At 63.1% G+C, this 17,078-nt stretch carries 15 protein-coding genes and 1 pseudogene; 9 read left to right on the forward strand and 7 right to left on the reverse strand.

The genetic code is table 11. The features are described 5' to 3' along the window. Position 1: 1 nt before the first annotated feature. The 3 genes from BN3385_RS22615 to BN3385_RS22625 form a co-directional block, all read right to left on the reverse strand. Positions 2-1,207 carry a cytochrome P450 gene (locus BN3385_RS22615; RefSeq protein ID WP_059020186.1) on the reverse strand — a complete coding sequence of 402 codons (1,206 nt, stop codon included), beginning with the start codon at positions 1,205-1,207 and terminating at the stop codon, positions 2-4. 84 nt (positions 1,208-1,291) lie between these two features. Then, positions 1,292-1,483, reverse strand: a complete 192-nt coding sequence (locus BN3385_RS22620) for a ferredoxin (protein WP_059020188.1) — start codon at positions 1,481-1,483, stop codon at positions 1,292-1,294. 36 nt (positions 1,484-1,519) lie between these two features. After that, a complete protein-coding gene (locus BN3385_RS22625) occupies positions 1,520-2,038 on the reverse strand; it encodes a PaaI family thioesterase (protein ID WP_156432852.1) in 519 nt (172 codons plus the stop codon). Positions 2,039-2,186: 148 nt separating this feature from the next. Here BN3385_RS22625 and BN3385_RS22630 point away from each other — a divergent pair, with 148 nt between their 5' ends. Continuing rightward, positions 2,187-3,722, forward strand: coding sequence for an AMP-binding protein (locus tag BN3385_RS22630; protein WP_059020190.1), 1,536 nt, complete (start codon positions 2,187-2,189; stop codon positions 3,720-3,722). A 3-nt stretch (positions 3,723-3,725) separates the two neighbouring features. Here BN3385_RS22630 and BN3385_RS22635 read toward each other — a convergent pair whose 3' ends face one another. The 3 genes from BN3385_RS22635 to BN3385_RS22645 form a co-directional block, all read right to left on the reverse strand. Then, positions 3,726-4,709 carry an alpha/beta hydrolase gene (locus tag BN3385_RS22635; RefSeq protein WP_059020192.1) on the reverse strand — a complete coding sequence of 328 codons (984 nt, stop codon included), beginning with the start codon at positions 4,707-4,709 and terminating at the stop codon, positions 3,726-3,728. Positions 4,710-4,711: 2 nt separating this feature from the next. Further along, positions 4,712-5,842, reverse strand: a complete 1,131-nt coding sequence (locus BN3385_RS22640; RefSeq protein WP_231748795.1) for an amidohydrolase family protein — start codon at positions 5,840-5,842, stop codon at positions 4,712-4,714. Positions 5,843-5,959: 117 nt separating this feature from the next. Then, complete coding sequence (locus tag BN3385_RS22645) at positions 5,960-6,562, reverse strand: TetR/AcrR family transcriptional regulator (RefSeq protein WP_059022333.1); 603 nt, start codon at positions 6,560-6,562, stop codon at positions 5,960-5,962. Positions 6,563-6,690: 128 nt separating this feature from the next. On the opposite strand from BN3385_RS22645, the gene BN3385_RS28745 reads away from it, so the two are divergent. Continuing rightward, the gene (locus BN3385_RS28745; RefSeq protein ID WP_231748796.1) at positions 6,691-7,863 is read left to right on the forward strand and encodes a cytochrome P450; all 1,173 of its coding nucleotides are present in this window, start codon (positions 6,691-6,693) and stop codon (positions 7,861-7,863) included. A 10-nt stretch (positions 7,864-7,873) separates the two neighbouring features. On the opposite strand, the gene BN3385_RS22655 is transcribed toward BN3385_RS28745, so the two are convergent. Then, entirely contained in the window at positions 7,874-8,317 is a 444-nt protein-coding gene (locus BN3385_RS22655; RefSeq protein ID WP_059022335.1) for a CAP domain-containing protein, read from the reverse strand. Positions 8,318-9,396: 1,079 nt separating this feature from the next. On the opposite strand from BN3385_RS22655, the gene BN3385_RS22660 reads away from it, so the two are divergent. From BN3385_RS22660 to BN3385_RS22690, 7 genes and pseudogenes are all read left to right on the forward strand, one after another. Beyond that, positions 9,397-10,110 (forward strand): ABC transporter permease, encoded by a 714-nt coding sequence (locus BN3385_RS22660; protein ID WP_059022336.1) that lies wholly within the window; start codon positions 9,397-9,399, stop codon positions 10,108-10,110. Further along, entirely contained in the window at positions 10,107-10,958 is an 852-nt protein-coding gene (locus BN3385_RS22665; RefSeq protein WP_059020194.1) for an ABC transporter permease, read from the forward strand. The genes BN3385_RS22660 and BN3385_RS22665 overlap by 4 nt, the downstream gene beginning before the upstream one ends. Before the next feature lie 4 nt (positions 10,959-10,962). Then, on the forward strand, positions 10,963-12,258 hold the full coding sequence (locus tag BN3385_RS22670; RefSeq protein WP_059020196.1) for an MCE family protein: 1,296 nt from the start codon (positions 10,963-10,965) through the stop codon (positions 12,256-12,258). A 25-nt stretch (positions 12,259-12,283) separates the two neighbouring features. After that, positions 12,284-13,312, forward strand: coding sequence for a virulence factor Mce family protein (locus tag BN3385_RS22675; RefSeq protein ID WP_059020198.1), 1,029 nt, complete (start codon positions 12,284-12,286; stop codon positions 13,310-13,312). After that, positions 13,309-14,596 (forward strand): annotated as a pseudogene (locus BN3385_RS22680) (MCE family protein). Before BN3385_RS22675 ends, BN3385_RS22680 begins: the two are co-directional and overlap by 4 nt. After that, positions 14,593-15,942: an MCE family protein gene (locus BN3385_RS22685; RefSeq protein ID WP_059020200.1), complete on the forward strand. Its 1,350-nt coding sequence runs from the start codon at positions 14,593-14,595 to the stop codon at positions 15,940-15,942. Before BN3385_RS22680 ends, BN3385_RS22685 begins: the two are co-directional and overlap by 4 nt. Beyond that, positions 15,939-17,078: a virulence factor Mce family protein gene (locus tag BN3385_RS22690; protein ID WP_059020202.1), complete on the forward strand. Its 1,140-nt coding sequence runs from the start codon at positions 15,939-15,941 to the stop codon at positions 17,076-17,078. The genes BN3385_RS22685 and BN3385_RS22690 overlap by 4 nt, the downstream gene beginning before the upstream one ends.

The raw sequence follows: 17,078 nt of genomic DNA on the forward strand, positions 1-17,078 counted from the left end.
GTCAAAGGCTGTGTGGGGTGAACCTGATGGGCAGACTGGTCGCGCAGCGAACCGCGACGTTGTCATAGGTGAGCGGCTCCTGGGAGTCGATCTCATAATCCGGGACTGCGGCCAGTAGTTCCTCGACCGCAATCCGCAGCTCCAGTCGCGCCAGATGCGAACCCAGACAGCGATGAGTGCCGCTGGCGAACACAATGTGGTTGGTGCGTCCTCGGTCCAGGTCGACGGTCAGCGGATTCTCGAACGTTGTGGGGTCAACATTGGCGGCCGCCCAGAACGCATGCACGGCCTCGCCGGCCCGAATCACGAGTCCGTCGCCCAGGTCGATGTCCTCCTCGGCGTAGCGCATCCCCGACGGCACCGGCGATTCGAACCTCAGCAGCTCCTCGACCGCCACCGGGATCAGTGACGGGTCGGCCACCAGCCGGTCGCGCTCCTGCGGATGCTGACCCAGCCAGGCGAAGATGCACGACAACGACGAGGTGACGGTGTCCAGCCCGGCGAACATGAACAGGAACATCACGTTGTAGAACTCTTCGTCGGTGATCGGCCTGCCGTCGACGTGAGAGTGCAACAGTGTCGAGACGACATCGTCCTTCAGTTCGGTCTCCGCGCGGCGCTCGGCCAGGAACCCGACGAAGTACTCCAGGATCTTGGCGCCGGCGATCGCCATGTTGGCGTTCATCTCATCGACGGTGTCGCCCTCGGGATGCACCACGCCGTCCTTGAACTCCAGGAAGAAGTCGAGCTTGTCCACCGGCGCGCCGAGCAGGCGGAGAAACGTCAGGCACGGCAGCGGCACGCAGAACGAGTCGTGCAATTCGGCGCGGCCGGTGCCGGCGAAGTCGGCGATCAGTTCGCGAGCCAGCGCCCTGATCTGGTCCTCGAGGAATGCGATCTTCTTCGGCGCGAAGATCGGGTCGAGTAGCCTGCGCCAGGCCCGGTGGGCCTCACCGTCGACCTCCAGCGGGATGAGTGCGGCATCCTGGCCGAAGCTGCCACCCCGCCCGCCGTTGCCCAGCACAGCGGGATGGCGGTTGACCGCGGTGATGTCGCTGTGCCGGTAGAGCACCACGACCCCGTCCTCGGATCGCTCAAATCGAACGTCGGCCGCCTTCTGCGCGTAGACCCGCTGTGGGTGCGGGTCATCTTTGAGCTGCAGGGTCAACGGGGCGATTCGAGGGTCGTACTGGGTGGTCTGGGACATCTAACCTCGCTTGCCGTGGGTGCCGGTGGCTTGCCGTCACAGTACCAAAGCCGAGGCTAAACAGTAAGATGATTTATCTTGAAATCATCCCTCCAGGAGAAGGGCCCGCTCCGGGCAGGCGGCGACACCCCGCCGGGCCACCTCTTCGTCGCCCGGATTCACGACGTGCGGTTCGAGGATGCAGTAGCCGGCGTCGTCGATGGGGAACAACTCGGGGTCGACGGCGTGACACTGGGCATGGCCCACACACTTTCCTGCGTCGAGGCTGATCTTCATTCGCTCACCTTTCGAATCGTGGAATCACCCTGTGGCTCAGCCATTCTGATCCTGGGCTGCCAGCCACTGCTGATGACGCGTGAAGTGCGACCGGTCGCGCGCCACCCAGATGCCGGTAGCTCGCGCCAGCACGCTGCAGCCCGGCAGTAAGGTCAACTCGCCCGACACGAACCACTTCGAGCCCTCCACCTTGTCCACCCAGGCCCGGGCCCGCAACGGCCGTTCGATGGGGACAGGCCGGACGAAGTCGACGGTCAGGGTTGCCGTCACAGAGAGTTGGTCATGGTGCAGCGGCAGGTGCCCCAGCATCTCGTCCATGACCGCGGCCGTCCAGCCTCCGTGCGCCACCCGGGGGCCGCCTTCCTGGCTGGCCGGGCACATCAGATCCGAGGTCACCACACCGTCGGCCATGACCTCCTGGTGCACTCCTAGCCGGCATTGTCCGGCCAGGCGGCAGGCACCGCACAACGGGACGCCACCGTCGCTCTTGGGCATCGCCTGGAAATCCGATCCCACCCAGGCCAGCAGGCCCGCTTCATCTGCGTTGTCATTCATTTCGCAATACACACTTCCCGGCGCCCGGTTCACGGAGTACTTCTGAAGCGGGGGCAGCACGTCGCTGCACCCAGCGCCTTACAGTGTAAACTTCACCCGGCTGCCATGCCGGCACCGGTGGCCGATCATCGATTCGTCGAGGAGATCCATGCCCGACCTGACGCTGTCTGATATCTGCGCCGAGCACCGCAGACGCTTTCCCGACCGACTTGCGGTCATCGACGGCGACACTCGGCTGACATGGCCGCAGTTCGACGACCGGGTGAACCAGGCCGCACGACTACTCGCCGACCGCGGAGTGGGCCGAGGCGACCGGGTGTTGTGGCTGGCCCAGTCCTCGTCACGTTTCCTCGAGTTGATGCTCGCCTGTGCACGACTGGGTGCGATGATCTGTCCGGTCAACTGGCGGCAGTCCGGCGATGAATTGGCCTTTGTCATAGAGGATTTCGATCCGGCGGTCATCGTCTGGCAGGAGATGGAGATCGGCGAGCAGGTATCTGCCGCCCGCAGCCTGGCAGGTGCCGAGGCACACTGGATCCAGCACGACTCCGATGAAGCCGACGGCTACGAGCAACTGCTCGCCGGCTACAGCCCAGACCCGGTGGCGACGGTCGCAGAACGCCACGATGCCGTCCTGGTGATCTACACCGCGGCCATCATCGACCGGCCCGCGGGATCGATGCTCTCCCATCACAATCTGCTCTCCATGGCGATGCTGACGGGGCGCGCCACCGAGGCGGACCACGAAAGCGTGTTCATCAACTCCGGTCCGCTGTTCCACATCGGGAACTTCCAGTTCGATTCCTTGCCGGTATTCGTCATGGGCGGGACCAACATCTACGTTCGGCGGGTCGACGAGGCAGAGTTGCTGAATCTCATCGCCGAGGAGAAGGTGACGTCGGCGTTCCTCATGCCGCCCACGATCTTCGCGATGTTGGAGATGAACAAGACTGCCCAGCGGGACATTTCGTCGTTGAAGGCCGGCCCCTTCGCGCCGGTGTGGGGCGATGCACTGCCGCCGGACACCCGACCGTGGGCCAGGTACACCGGCGGCTTCGGGCAGACCGAGGTGACCGGCCTGTCGCTGTTGAACGCCTGGGGTGGCGGCGGGATCGGCAACGCGGGCCGGCCCTCTCCCTTGTGCCAGGTTCGCATTCTCGCCGCTGACGGCACCGAGGTACCCGACGGCACCGCCGGCGAGATTGCGGTCCGCGGCGACACGGTGCACCTGGGCTACTGGAACAGGCCTGCGGTCAACGCCGAACGCTTCCAGGACGGTTGGTGGCTCACCCGCGATCGGGGCCGCCGGGAAGCTGATGGAACGATCGAGTTCATGGGCACGTTGACCAGAATGATTAAATCGGCGGCCGAAAACATCTATCCACCCGAGGTCGAGCGCTGCCTGCTGTCGCATCCCGCTGTCCGGGATGCCGCCATCATCGGAGTGCCTGATCCACAGTTCGCCCAGTCGGTCAAGGCGATCCTCGTGCTCGAACCCGGCCAGGAACTGCGCGCCGAGGACGTGATCGACTACTGCCGCAGCCGGATCGCCTCGTACAAGAAGCCGAAGTTCGTCGAATTCGTCGACGAGATCCCGAAGGTCAACGGCCGAGCCGATTATGACCTTCTTGACGAGCGGTTCGGCGGTGGCGGATATCCGGGCGGAGCCAACGTCGCCCGCTGATCGCTAGAGCGCCGAGTACCAGCCGACCAGCCTGTCCCACAGCAACTTTCGGGTGGACGCGAAGTTGTGCATGTGCGCCATCTGCGGGCAGATGTAGAGCGTTACGTCGCTCGATGAGATATAGGCGCCCGGCTCCGCGTGTGACCTAGGTGCCGTATCGCGCTCACCGAGACCTACGAAGACCGGACAGCGCACCGCCGCCGCTTCCTCGGCCACTACTCCTTCGGTGAGGAGGGTGACCGCGCACGCCGGGACGGTGGCGCTGCCGAATACCGGCGCATCCGCGCGGATCGGGTATCCGCCCTCGGTGTCGGCCCGCAGGATGTCCGGCGGAATGTCCGACCAGAAGAAGGGGTAGAAGAAGTCCGGTATCAACGCCGAGGCCTGCGCCACGGCGGAAGCCGACAGGCCGACGGATGTGGCTGACTGCTCCACACGTTCGGCAACCAATGTCGCTTCGGCCATGTCGGGGAAGGGCAGCACAGTGTGGATCCCGCTGAAGCCGAGGACTGCGATCGCGTCGTAGGTGTTGTGTCTGGCGGCCATCACGATCGTGACGCCGCCGCCCATGGACTGGCCGATGCCGATGCGGCGGCCAACGACGATCGCCGGATATCCGGGCACGGCGGTGCCGGTCTCCAGGCGCTCACTGATCCGCTCCACTGCGGCATGGTTGGCGGCGGCGATCTGTTCGACGGTCAGCTCGTTGCAGACCTCCGGCGTGCTCTCGCCGACGCCGAGATGGTCGATGGCGACAACCGCGTACCCACGCTCTGTGTGGTGAGCGGCCTGCGAGTAATCGGTATGCCCGTCAAAGTGCATGTCGTAGTAGCCACGGCTGTAGCCTCCGCCGGGCAGCGCGAAAACGACTGTGGCAGAGGGAGGAAGCCGCTCAGGCGGCGGCAGGAAAACCGTGGCCGCGATATCCAGCCGACCGGCGATCCCGCAGCTGCCCGAGACGTCGACCCATAGCTGCGCGCTCTGCACGCTTACCCGGTGGTCTGCGTGCTCAGGTGCTCAACACTCGGAACTTCGAACAACTCCTCGAAGCTGCCGCGCAGCACCCGATCGGTGATCCGAGGATCCACGCCATCAAAGACGTGATGCAACGTCTCCTGGGTATGGCCGTAGGTACCCTCGAGATGCGGGTAGTCGTCACCCCACAACACGTTGTCGTAGCCGGTGTTCTCGATGATCTGCACAGCGCTGATGTCGTGCTGGAACGAGGCGTACACCTGTGCGCGAACGATCTCGCTTGGCAGGCGGCCCAGCTGCGGCCGGACAAACATCCCGTGCTGACGGTATGCCTCATCCATTCGATCACCGATGGCCGGTACCCACCCTGCACCACCCTCTGCCATCAGCACTTTCAGCTCAGGTCGACGATCCAGGGCACCACTGGCCACCAGATGGGAAACCACCCTCATGCCGGGGTAGGTCGTCTCCATGTAGTTCACCACAGCGCCGCCGGGTCCCCGGTAAACGACGGTCTCCGCGCCGGTGCCGATGTGGTAGGCCAGCACCATCTTGTTCGCCACCGCGGCATCCCACAGCGGTTCCCAGATGTCCAGACCCCATTCCTTGTCTGCCGACATTCCGCACGGGAGGAACACCGCCTGAAAGCCGTTCTCCGCAGCCCATTCCAACTCACGCACACTGTCGGCGACCTCTACTAGTGGCAGGATCGCCGTGGCCATGATGCGATTCTGCCGGCTCATGATGTCGTCACGAGCCCATTCGTTCCACGCGTGCGCAACCGCTCGGGACAACTCGGCATCGACGATGTTGGCGCTCCAGAAGCCGATCGACGGGAAGGCCAGCTGGCAGCGGACGCCCTCGCGGTCGAGATCACTGAGCCGAATGTCCAGGTCCCTCATCCCCGGCGGCCGCATGGCGTCCATGAAATCGTTGAGTTGCCGACTCATGCTGTGGCCGTCAACGGAGATGATCTCGAACTTCTCACCGCGCTCGGTGCGAGGGGCGCGATCCGCCAATGCCTTCGGAAGCCGCGAGGTCCACAGATCGTCCGGCTCCATCAGGTGCGAGTCCGCCGAGTGCGCCCAGATCTTGGCTCGCGCGTCCGCCGCGCTTGCGGCCGAGGACGACATCGTTTCGGTCATGTCATGACTCCTTTGGCTTCGCCATGGGGGTTGCGCGGCTGGGTATTCAACGCTCCTTCAACTATACGTTGTAATGTTGACGGTGTACAGGCCTTCCGACATGCGGTTTCAGAAACCTCAATCGGAGGGAACCGCAGCCCACGTCCGCATCTCGGCAACCAACTCAGCCAGGTCGGCAGTCGATGGGGCGCTACGACCCGGCTGCCCGAATGTCGTGGCGAGAAGCGCCCCAACGAAGGCCCGCACCAACCAGGTCACGTCCCCGCTTCGCACCTGGCCGGACTTCTGGGCAGCTTTGAAGGCTCGGGTCAGGGCGTGGGACATCGGCCGCTCCACCCGGCGCTGAAGCTCCGCGTAGATCTCCGGATGGTCGAAGGCGTCGGCCGTCACCCGGAGCTGGAGATCCAACGCACCCGACTCCAAGCCCGAAATGAACAGTGCCCCAAGCTCCATGAGATCACTCGCAAGATCCCCGGTCGGTTCAAACTGCAGTTCGTCGATAGCTCCGAGAGCGGCCCGAAGCAGTTCCTCGGCGTTCGACCAGCGCGCGGCTACCGCCTTGCGCGTAACGCCGGCTCGCTGCGCCACTTGACGGATGCTGAAGTTGTCGACGCCCGCGATGGCGAGCTCCTGGCGGGCCGCCTGCAGAATCCGCTGCGTTAGTGCGCCATCCCGCGGTCGGCCGACGCTCGGACGGGTCGCATGGTCGGCAGTGCCCACGCCCGAAGCATCCCACCCCTTGACGCCCGCGCCAACTCTCGACATCATTAGGGGACCATACTGGACCCTTAATTGATTCGAGCGACCCGATGACCGGATGCCCTGAGTACAACCCGTTCGACCCCGACGTGCTCGAGGATCCGTTTCCCCGCTACGCCGCCATGCGGGCGGCCTGCCCGGTGCACCGATTCACCGACCACGAACCGCCGTTCTACACCGCGTTCAGGTACCAGGACGTGGTCGAGGTCGTGATGAATCGAGATGACTGGACAGCCCGCTACGGTCTGTCCCCACAGTTTCAGCGCGGAGTGGGCTTCAACAATGACGGTCCCGAGCATCTGAGATTCCGGCGCGCAGTCATGGCGGGTCTCACGCCGAAGGCCGTGGAGGCGCTGACGCCAACCATCACCGCATTGACCGACGGCTTGGTCGCTGACATGCGCGCCCACGGCCCGGGTGACTTCCACGACCTGTTCGCCTCGCCCCTTCCGGTCGCGGTGATCGCGAAGCTACTCGGTGTCACCGGCGACACCGTCCAGTTCAAGGAGCTGTCCGATTCGCTGATGGTGGAAGGGATGAACAGTACCGACACCAGCGAATTCCACCGCATCGTCGGTGAACTCGAGAACTACTGGAACCAACAGCTCGCTCCTCGCAGGCAAGTGCTGGCATCAGTCGACAACCCGGGGCCCGAACATCTCGGCACTGTGGTTCCCGACGACTTGATGTCAACCCTGCTGGTCTTCCAGGCAGACGACGGTCGGCGGCTGACGGATTTCGAGGTCAGCAACTCGTTGATGAACCTCCTCCTCGCCGGCAACGAGACGACGACGTCACTGCTGACGAACCTCATCTGGCGGCTCCTGGAGGTACCGGAGCGGTGGGCGACACTGGTGGCCGACAGATCGCTCATCGACACGGCCATCGAGGAGAGTCTGCGCTTCGACGCGCCGGTGCTGGGTATGTTCAGAACCAGCGTGCACGACGTCGAACTGGATGGTGTTGCGATCGCTGCGAAGTCGAAGATCCAGGCCAATTACGCTGCGGCCAACCGGGATCCGGAGATCTTCTCAGATCCAGATGAGTTCCGGCTGGACCGGTCACCTGAGGAGTTGCGTCGCCACATCGCTTTTGGGCGGGGCGCGCACGTGTGCCCGGGCGCTCAGCTTGGCCGCCTCGAGACGCGGGTGGCACTCAGTGCTTTGCTCGAGAGCTTTCCGACGCTCAGGCTTGACGGAACTCCCGAGCGGATTGCGCCCTTCAACTTCTGGGGCAGGCGAGCAGTCCCAGTCTCGTGGTGAGAAAAGCCGCTCAGGCCGCGGGTTGACCGTAGACCGCAACCACGACCGTGCGGTCAAGGCTGTTCTCCGACCACACCCCGATAGCCGTGTTGCCGCAGTCCTGCATGATCGCCAGATAGGCGGGGTTGTCGTTCCACTGTCGCAGTAGTTCAAGACCACTGATTGCCAAGGCGGGATTGATCGCCACGGTCTCAGCAACGACACCGCGAAATCCAGCAGCCTGCGCGCGCTGTTGAGGAGCCGATCCGTCCGACCCGATGTCCCCGTCGAGGCTTCGGTTGGCCATCATGTCGTTCGTGTGCCATTGCGCCGCAAGCTGAAGCTGTGGGTTCACCTTGATGGTGTCGGTGCAGCCGGCCTGGTGCTGGATCGTGTACACATTCGACACAATCCCTGCGTTGAGCCGCTTGTTGTCGGCGTCGGCGTTCGGCGCTCCAACGATCATCGTGATCATCGCCGTCGCCACGATGCTCACAGCAAGGCTCAGTGACCTAGACGCCCAGCGGCCTGGCAGGCGGTAGTAGTCCAGCGACTGACGACTCTGACCTATATGGGCAGGCACTGCGCCCTCCTTGCGTCGACGACCAGGCAGCCACGGAGACACGGCGCCCTTCAACTATGTCCACACCACGCACGATATAGATTAATTGTATATCTGTTTATGTCGCCGGTGGCTCGTAGCCGACTTCGATGTATTGCCCGCAAGTTCCGCCGTCGCGAGGCGGGCGCCATGGCAGTGGGCGTCATTCTTCCCCGAAGCCACAAACCCACTCCGGGCAGTCCGACAATTAGATAAATAATTGTTCGCTAACGAGCACTGGTCGGCGCCGCCGTCCGGGCTGAGTCCGCCCCATCACGACCGACAGCCACTTAGTGAACCCGGCACTAGCGTGCGGTTTTGTCCCGTCAACCGCGCCCGTGCAGCAAGAAGCGCCGGGCGCAGGTCACGACAAATCGGGGCCGAAGAGAGCAACTCTGCACTTTGCTGAACACATGGTGCAACCATTTCGAACGAGACCGTGCAGATCGGCGCGCATTGCTTGAAATGACGAAATCGATTCGGCAAAACCGTGGAGGCTCAACACGCTTATTTGAATTTGCTGGAAAACATTCCACTACCAATCTCTAGGAAACACCATCGCGTCCGAGTGGACTGCGTATGGCAAATACTAGTGCAGCTGCCCGCAAGCCGGATTCGCTCCCGAAGGCCCACTGTCTCACACAGTATTCGCACCTCATAGGGCAGAAACGCCACTGCGTCTTCAGCTTCGGAGGCCACCCCGTGGCCTCACCACAGCTAACCAATTGGAAATCTGATAACCGCGATTCAACACGCGCTGACACGCGTTCCGATAGGGTTGCTCCACGCGAATTGGATGGTGTAGCGTCCATCCGCATCCGGGATGTGGTTGGCGTCACTACACGGATTGCGCCGGAAAGCGCATCGATGACTCAGGAGAAGGAGGGCTCAGCGCGTTGGCCGCTTCAGACATTGCCCTCAAGCCCGTACGAAGTGTGGGTGAGTTCTTCGCAATGACGCTCGACACCTTCGTCGCGATGCCACAGCCCCCGTTCGCGTTCCGGGAGTTCATCCTCCAGACATGGTTCGTCGCCCGGGTGTCCCTGCTGCCGACGATGCTGCTCGCGATCCCCTTCACGACGCTCGTCGTCTTCATGCTCAACATCCTTCTCGGCGAGATCGGTGCTTCCGATGCATCCGGAGCCGGTGCGGCGCTGGGTACCGTCAACCAGATCGGTCCGATGGTCACCGTCGTGGTTGTTGCCGGCGCAGGCGCCACCGCGATGTGCGCGGACATCGGCGCACGCACCATCCGTGAAGAGATCGATGCGATGAAGGTGCTCGGAATCGATCCGATCCAGCGGCTCGTCGTGCCGCGAGTACTGGCAGCCACGATCGTTGCGCTGATGCTGAACGCCATCGTGACCCTGGTGGGATTGGTCGGCTCGTTTCTGTTCTCGGTCTACGTCCAACACATCACCCCGGGAGCCTTCGCGGCGAGCCTGACCCTCATCGTCGGCTTGCCGGAAGTGGTGGTCGCGATGATCAAGGCCATGCTGTTCGGCCTCGCCGCGAGCCTGATCGCCTGCTACAAGGGATTGTCGGTGGGCGGCGGCGCACAGGGTGTCGGCAACGCCGTCAACGAGACGGTCATCTACACCTTCATGGCCCTGTTTGTGATCAACGTCGTCGTCACGGCCATCGGAATCAAGGCGGCACCGCATTGACCGCGGGAGCGCCGAGCCATCTCGGTGGCCGGGTGTCGGGCTGGTGGCGAAACATTGTCGACGGCTGGAATCGGCTGGGCCTACAAAGCCAGTTCTATGCCAAGACGCTGCTGTCCACCGGCGACGTCCTCAAGAACTACCGCATCGAGCTGATCCGTGCGGTCGCCGGAATGAGTTTGGGTACAGGCGCATTGATTCTCATCGGCGGCACCGTTGTGATCGTCGGCTTCCTCACACTCTTCGCCGGCGCTGTCGTCGCGGTGCAGGGCTATAACGCCCTCGCCGACGTCGGCGTGGAAGCCCTGACCGGGTTCACCGCCGCGTTCATCAACACTCGTCTGGCTGCACCGCTGATCGCCACCGTCGGCTTAGCAGCGACCATCGGCGCCGGCGCCACAGCGCAGTTGGGAGCGATGCGGATCAACGAGGAGATCGATGCGCTCGAGGTGATCGGTGTCCGTTCGGTGGCCTACCTGGCGTCCAGTCGCGTTGTGGCCGGCGTGATCGTCGTCATCCCGCTGTTCTGCGTGGCCGTGCTGACCTCATACTGGGCCGCGAAGTTCACCACGATCCTCTACGGCCAGTCCGCCGGTGTCTACGACCATTACTTCAACACGTTCCTGAATCCAACAGATCTTCTGTGGTCGTTCCTCGTGGTCATCGTGTGCGCGGTGGTCATCATGCTCGTGCACACCTACTACGGCTACAACGCCACCGGTGGGCCTGCGGGCGTCGGCGAGGCCGTCGGCCGAGCTGTTCGCGCCTCCCTGGTTTTTTCAGTTTTCGTCAATCTGTTTGTGTCCCTGGCCATCTACGGTCCAACCGGCAACTTCCACCTTTCAGGATGAACGAGTGAAGCCACGGAAGGGAGAAACGCGCATCACACCCGCCTGGTCCGCGCTGATCATGGTGACGGTCCTCATCGGCGGAGTCGTCCTGTCATGGCTGGTGTACAACAGGGCCTTCACCCACTACGACACGATCACACTGACCTCTGACCGGGCAGGCCTGATGATGGAGCCCGGCAGTGTGGTGAAAATGCGCGGTGTTCAGGTCGGCAAAGTGGCGGCGGTGGTCGGCGAGAGCCAGCGCGTCAGTCTCCAGCTGGACATCTCCCCCAGTCAGCTGAAGTACATTCCGGCCAACGTCGAGGCGCAGATTACCGCCAGTACCGCATTTGGGCCGAAGTACGTCGAGTTCGTCACTCCGCAGGATCCGAGTAGTCAGCCACTTGCCGCGGGCGCGGTGCTGAGGTCCAAGAACGTCAGCACCGAGGTCAACACGGTGTTCCAGAACCTGGTTGAACTGCTACATCAAGTTGACCCTGCGAAGTTGAACGGCGTGCTCACAACACTGTCAGACGGCCTGCGGGGCAAGGGAAACGCCATCGGCACGGCGATCACCGACAGCAATGACGTTCTGGACTCACTGAACTCACGCAGCGACACTCTCACGCGCGATTGGCAGTCCTTCGCCGGATTCACCGAGACATACGGCGCGGCGGCGGGAAATCTACTCGCAACCCTAAGGTCAGCGACCATTACGAGCCAGACCATCACCCAACACGCCGGTGACCTCGATGCGTTACTGCTCAACACCATCGGTCTGGGCCAGTCGGGCGTGGAACTTCTCGCACCGGCCAAGGACACCATCGTCAAGGCGATCAACGTTCTCGACCCCACCACCAGCCTGCTCATGAAGTACAACCCCGAACTCACCTGCACCCTGGTCGGCGCCAAGTGGTGGCTGGACAATGGCGGCGCGTCATCCAGCGGCGGCAACGGCAAATCGACGATTGTCGATTCTGGGCTGCTCCTCGCCAACGATCCGTATGTCTTCCCTGACAATCTGCCGATCGTCGCCGCCAAGGGTGGACCCGGTGGAAAGCCCAGCTGCGGCTCACTCCCGGACGCCACGAAGAATTACCCGGTCCGCCAACTCGTCACGAACACTGGATGGGGCACTGGCATGGACCTCCGCGACAACGTTGGGCTCGGCCACCCATGCTTCGCCAACTACTTCAATGTGACACGCGCCGTACCCGGACCCGACACATACCGCTGCGACGGCCCGCCGTCGCCGGGCCTGGTGCTACCCGCCGAAGGGCCTCTGCCCTTCGCTGGACTACCCGGAGCGCCCCCACCATGACAGTCAGCGATACGAGGTGCCGACGATGAGAGAGAACCTGCGAGGCACACTGTGGCGTGTCGCAGCGTTTCTCACGCTGTGCGCAGTAGGCATATTCGCGATCGTTGCCGTGTTCGGTCAGCTTCGCTTCGAGCGCCAACAGACCTACAACGCCCTCTTCAGCAATGTGAGCGGTCTCAAGGGCGGCAACTTCGTCCGCATCGCCGGTGTCGAAGTGGGCAAGGTCAAGAAGATCACGGTCCGCGACGACTCCACGGTCGATGTGGTTTTCGGCGTTGACAACTCGGTCGAACTGACCGAGGGCAACCGAGCAGTCATCCGGTACCAGAACCTGACCGGTGAACGCTATCTCGCGCTCGAGGAGGGCCCCGGCGGCGTAAGGCGGCTGCAGCCGGGCCAGACGATCCCCTTGGACAGAACACAGCCGGCATTGGACATCAACGCACTGATCGGCGGTTTCCGCCCGCTGTTCCGCGCCATCGACCCTGAACAAGTCAACGCGCTGTCCAATCAACTGATCCAGGTATTTCAAGGTCAGGGAGACGTGATCAATTCCTTCCTTGACCAAACCGCCGCTTTGACCAACACCCTTGCCGATCGCGACCAGTTGATCAGCCAGGTGATCGACAACCTCAATACGGTGCTGGACTCCATAGGCGGCCAGGCAAAGCAACTCGACAAGGCCGTCGACTCGGTCAGCCAACTCGTTCGGGGTCTCGCTGACCGCAAGAGTGACGTCGCCAACGGCATCGCCTACACCAACGCGGCAGCCGCGTCGGTCGCAGACCTGTTGGCCACCAACCGCGCACCGCTCAAAGAAGTTGTCCACCAGACAGACCGGGTGGCCGGCACCACCATGTCGGACAAGGATTACTTCGACCATCTGCTAGATGACCTGCCGAACAAGTATCAGATCTTGTCCCGGCTCGGCCTCTACGGTGACTTCTTCAGCTTCTACCTTTGCGACCTGATCCTCAAAATCAACGGCAAGGGCGGTCAGCCGGTATTCGTCAAGGTCGCCGGACAAGACACGGGGCGGTGCGCACCCAAATGAAGCGGTTCTCCGAACGTAACCCCATCGTCATCGGCGCCGTCGGCACGGCTGTGACGGCCGCACTGGTGCTCGGCGGCCTGACGTACGACAAGATTCCACTATTCGCCCAGGCCGAGACCTATCACGCTTACTTCGCCGATGCCGGCGCCTTGAAAACCGGTGCCGATGTCCAGGTCTCCGGTGCCAAAGTCGGCAAAGTGACCGGAATCAAGCTCGACGGGGCGAAGGTTCGCATCGACTTCACTGTCGACGACGGTATCCGGTTGGGTGACCGGACCGAAGCCGCCATCAACACCGAGACGCTGTTGGGAACGAAGATCGTCGCGGTCACGCCCCGCGGCGAGGGGCGGCTGTCGCAACCCATTCCCCTCGAGCGCACGACCTCGCCATACCAGCTTCCCGAAGCACTGGGCGAGCTGACGAACTCGATCCGGGATCTCAACACCGACACGCTCTCCACGTCATTGCAGACGCTGGCAGAAACCTTCAAAGACTCCCCACCCAAACTTCGGATGGCGGTCGACGGGATTACCCGCTTGACCCGCGCGGTGAACAGCCGCGACGAACAACTCCGCAATCTGCTGGCCAATGCGAACAAGGCGACAGGAGTGTTCCGAGAGCGAAGCGATCAGGTGGTGCGCCTGATCGGGGATGCCAACTCCCTACTACTAGCTTTGCAGTCGCAGAGCGGTTCCCTCGACGAGATCTCGAACAACATCTCGGCACTCAGTGAGCAGTTGTCGGGCTTCATCGCCGAGAACAGAGACCAAATCGGACCGGCGCTGGACAAACTCAATGGCGTCCTCTCCATCGTCGACAACCGCAAGGAGCGGGTGCAGAAGTCGCTCAAACTGCTGAACATGTATGCAATGTCGCTGGGCGAGTCGGTGGGATCCGGCCCGTTTTTCAATGCCTACATCGTCAACCTGTTGCCGGGGCAGTTCGTCCAGCCGTTCGTCGACGCTGCGTTCTCCGACCTCGGCCTGGACCCCAATGTGTTGTTGCCGTCGCAGTTACACGATCCCCAGGTGGGCCAGCCGGCGACTCCGGCACTGCCGTCGCCATTCCCGCGTACCGGCCAGGGTGGAGAGCCGAGATTGACTCTGCCCGATGCGATCACGGGCAATCCGGGTGACCCTCGCTATCCCTACCGGGAGCCGCCCCCGGCGCCCGCGCCCGGTGGCCCACCCCCCGCCGCCCACGCCGACGCCGGTTTATCAGCCGGCGCCAGGAGAGGTGCCGCCGAGTTCACCCGTACCCAATGACCCGGAGGCCGGCCGATGAGGATCTCGCGGACTGCTCGAATCCTGCTGGGGCTCATGCTTACTGGAGTGTTGGTCGGCGGCAGCGTTCTCGCGCTCCACTCAGTTCAGCGTGCTGACCAGACCCGCATCGTCGCGTACTTCGAGAACACCAACGGCGTGTATGTCGGCGACGATGTGATGATCCTCGGAGTGCCTGTGGGCAAGATCGAGAAAATCGAACCTTTGCCGATGGACGCCAGGGTGACGTTCAGCGTGGATTCACAGTACAAAGTGCCAACCAATGTCAACGCTGTCATCATCTCGCCCACTCTGGTGACTGCCCGCGCCATCCAGCTGACCCCCGCCTATACCACCGGCCCCACCATCGGCAGCGGTGACGTCATCCCCAAGGAACGCACCGCAGTCCCGGTCGAGTACGACGACTTGCGTGCCCAACTGCAGAAGCTCACCGACGCACTGCAACCGACCGAGCCAGGCGGGGTGAGCACGCTCGGCTCGTTCATCAACACTGCTGCCGACAACGTTCGCGGCCAGGGCGCTCAGATCCGTGAAGCCCTGATCCAGATGTCACAGACCTTCTCAGCTCTCGGCGATCACAGCGGCGATCTCTTCGGCACGATCAAGAGCCTCTCCACGCTGGTCAAGGGCCTGCAGTCGAGCACCGATCTGATGCGCCAGCTCAACGTCAACCTGGACACCGTGACAGGCTTACTGGCCAACGACCCCAGCGAAGTCGACCGGGCGATCGGCGACCTCAACGCGGTCGTCGCAGATGCCACCACCTTCGTATCCCAGCACCGGGAAGCTCTCGGAACGACAAGCGACAAGATCGCGTCGATCAGTCAGGCGCTGAACAACAGTCTCGACGATCTCAAGCAGACACTGCACATCACCCCGACCGCCTTCTCGAACTTCATCAACATCTACGAGCCCGCGTCGGCGTCCATCACGGGTGCGCTCGCCTTCGCGAACTTCGCCAATCCAATCTCGTTCATCTGTGGCGCCATCCAAGCCGCATCTCGCTTGAACAATGAACAATCGGCCAAGCTGTGCGTGCAGTACCTGGCGCCCATCGTCAAGAACCGGCAGTGGAACTTCCCCCCGATCGGCGGTAACCCCATCGTCGGCGCCGAGGCCAGGCCCAATGAGGTGACCTTCAGCGAGGACTGGCTGCGCCCCCTCACCGAAGCCGGCCGGGTGAGAGATTTCTATGAAGGTGTCTATCCCGCGCCGGGGCCGGGCGAGCCCGCCGCCGCTCCCACGGCCGGTGCACCGCTTCCCGCCGAGGCCGCGCCGGCTCCCGCGGTCACCGATCCCGCCGCCGGGCTGCCCGGACTGATGGTTCCGCAGGGAGGCGGATCATGAAGGTCAGCAGAGTGATTCGCTTGTTCGCAACCGTGCTGTCTGCGGTAGCGGTGCTGGCCACGCAGGGCTGCGAATGGCGCGGCGTGAACTCGCTGCGGCTGCCTGGCACAGCGGGCGGTGGCCCGGGCTCGTTTACCATCCAAGTGCAGTTGCCAGATGCCATCAACATCGAACCGAACTCCCGGGTCCGGGTCGCAGACGTGACGGTCGGCAGCATCACCAAGGTAGAGCGGCAGGGTTGGCATGCCCTGGTGACGGCACGCCTTGCCGGCGACGTCAACCTTCCGGAGAACGCCACCGCGAAGATTGGTCAAACCAGCCTGCTCGGCTCGCTTCATCTCGAACTGGCACCGCCACTTGCGGCCGCGCCCCAGGGCAGACTGCACGAGGGATCGTTCATCCCGCTGTCCTCGACCGGGGTGTATCCGACCACGGAACAGACACTTTCGGCGGTCTCGCTCCTGCTGAACGGCGGCGGAATCGGCAAGGTCCAGGACATCACCGAGGCGCTGTCGACGGCAATGCGGGGCCGAGAGCAGGATCTGCGGAACCTCATCCAGCAGATCGACACATTCGTCGCGAAGCTCAACGATCAGTCCTCCGATATCATCCACGCCAACGACAGCCTCAACAATCTCGCGGGGCAGTTCGCAGCGGACAAGCCGACACTCGACGGTGCCCTCAAGACGCTTCCCGACGCGCTTGCGGTCATTAATGAACAGCGGAACAACCTCACAGATGCGCTGACCCGGCTGGGCCAGTTCAGTGCCTTGACCACCGACACCGTCAACCAGACCAAGGACAGTCTTGCCTCCGAGCTCAGGAGTCTGGGTCCGGTGTTGGACTCCTTGGCCAACGCGGGACCGGCACTCACTCGTTCCCTCGGCGTCCTGGCGACCTATCCGTGGCCGCAGGAGAATCTCGAGAACTGGGTCCGCGGCGACTATGCGAACCTGACCGCCGTTCTGGACCTGACGCTCAGTCGGATCGACGCCACGATCTTCACCGGAACCCGTTGGGAGGGAAAGCTCACCGAGCTCGAGATGCAGTGGGGACGCACCATCGGCATGCAGCCCACGCCCTACACAGCGGGCAATCCCCTCGTCATTCCCTACAGATGGGATCAAGGACCGTAG

The sequence above is a fragment of the Mycobacterium sp. M26 genome (assembly GCF_001494595.1).
GTDB lineage: Bacteria > Actinomycetota > Actinomycetes > Mycobacteriales > Mycobacteriaceae > Mycobacterium.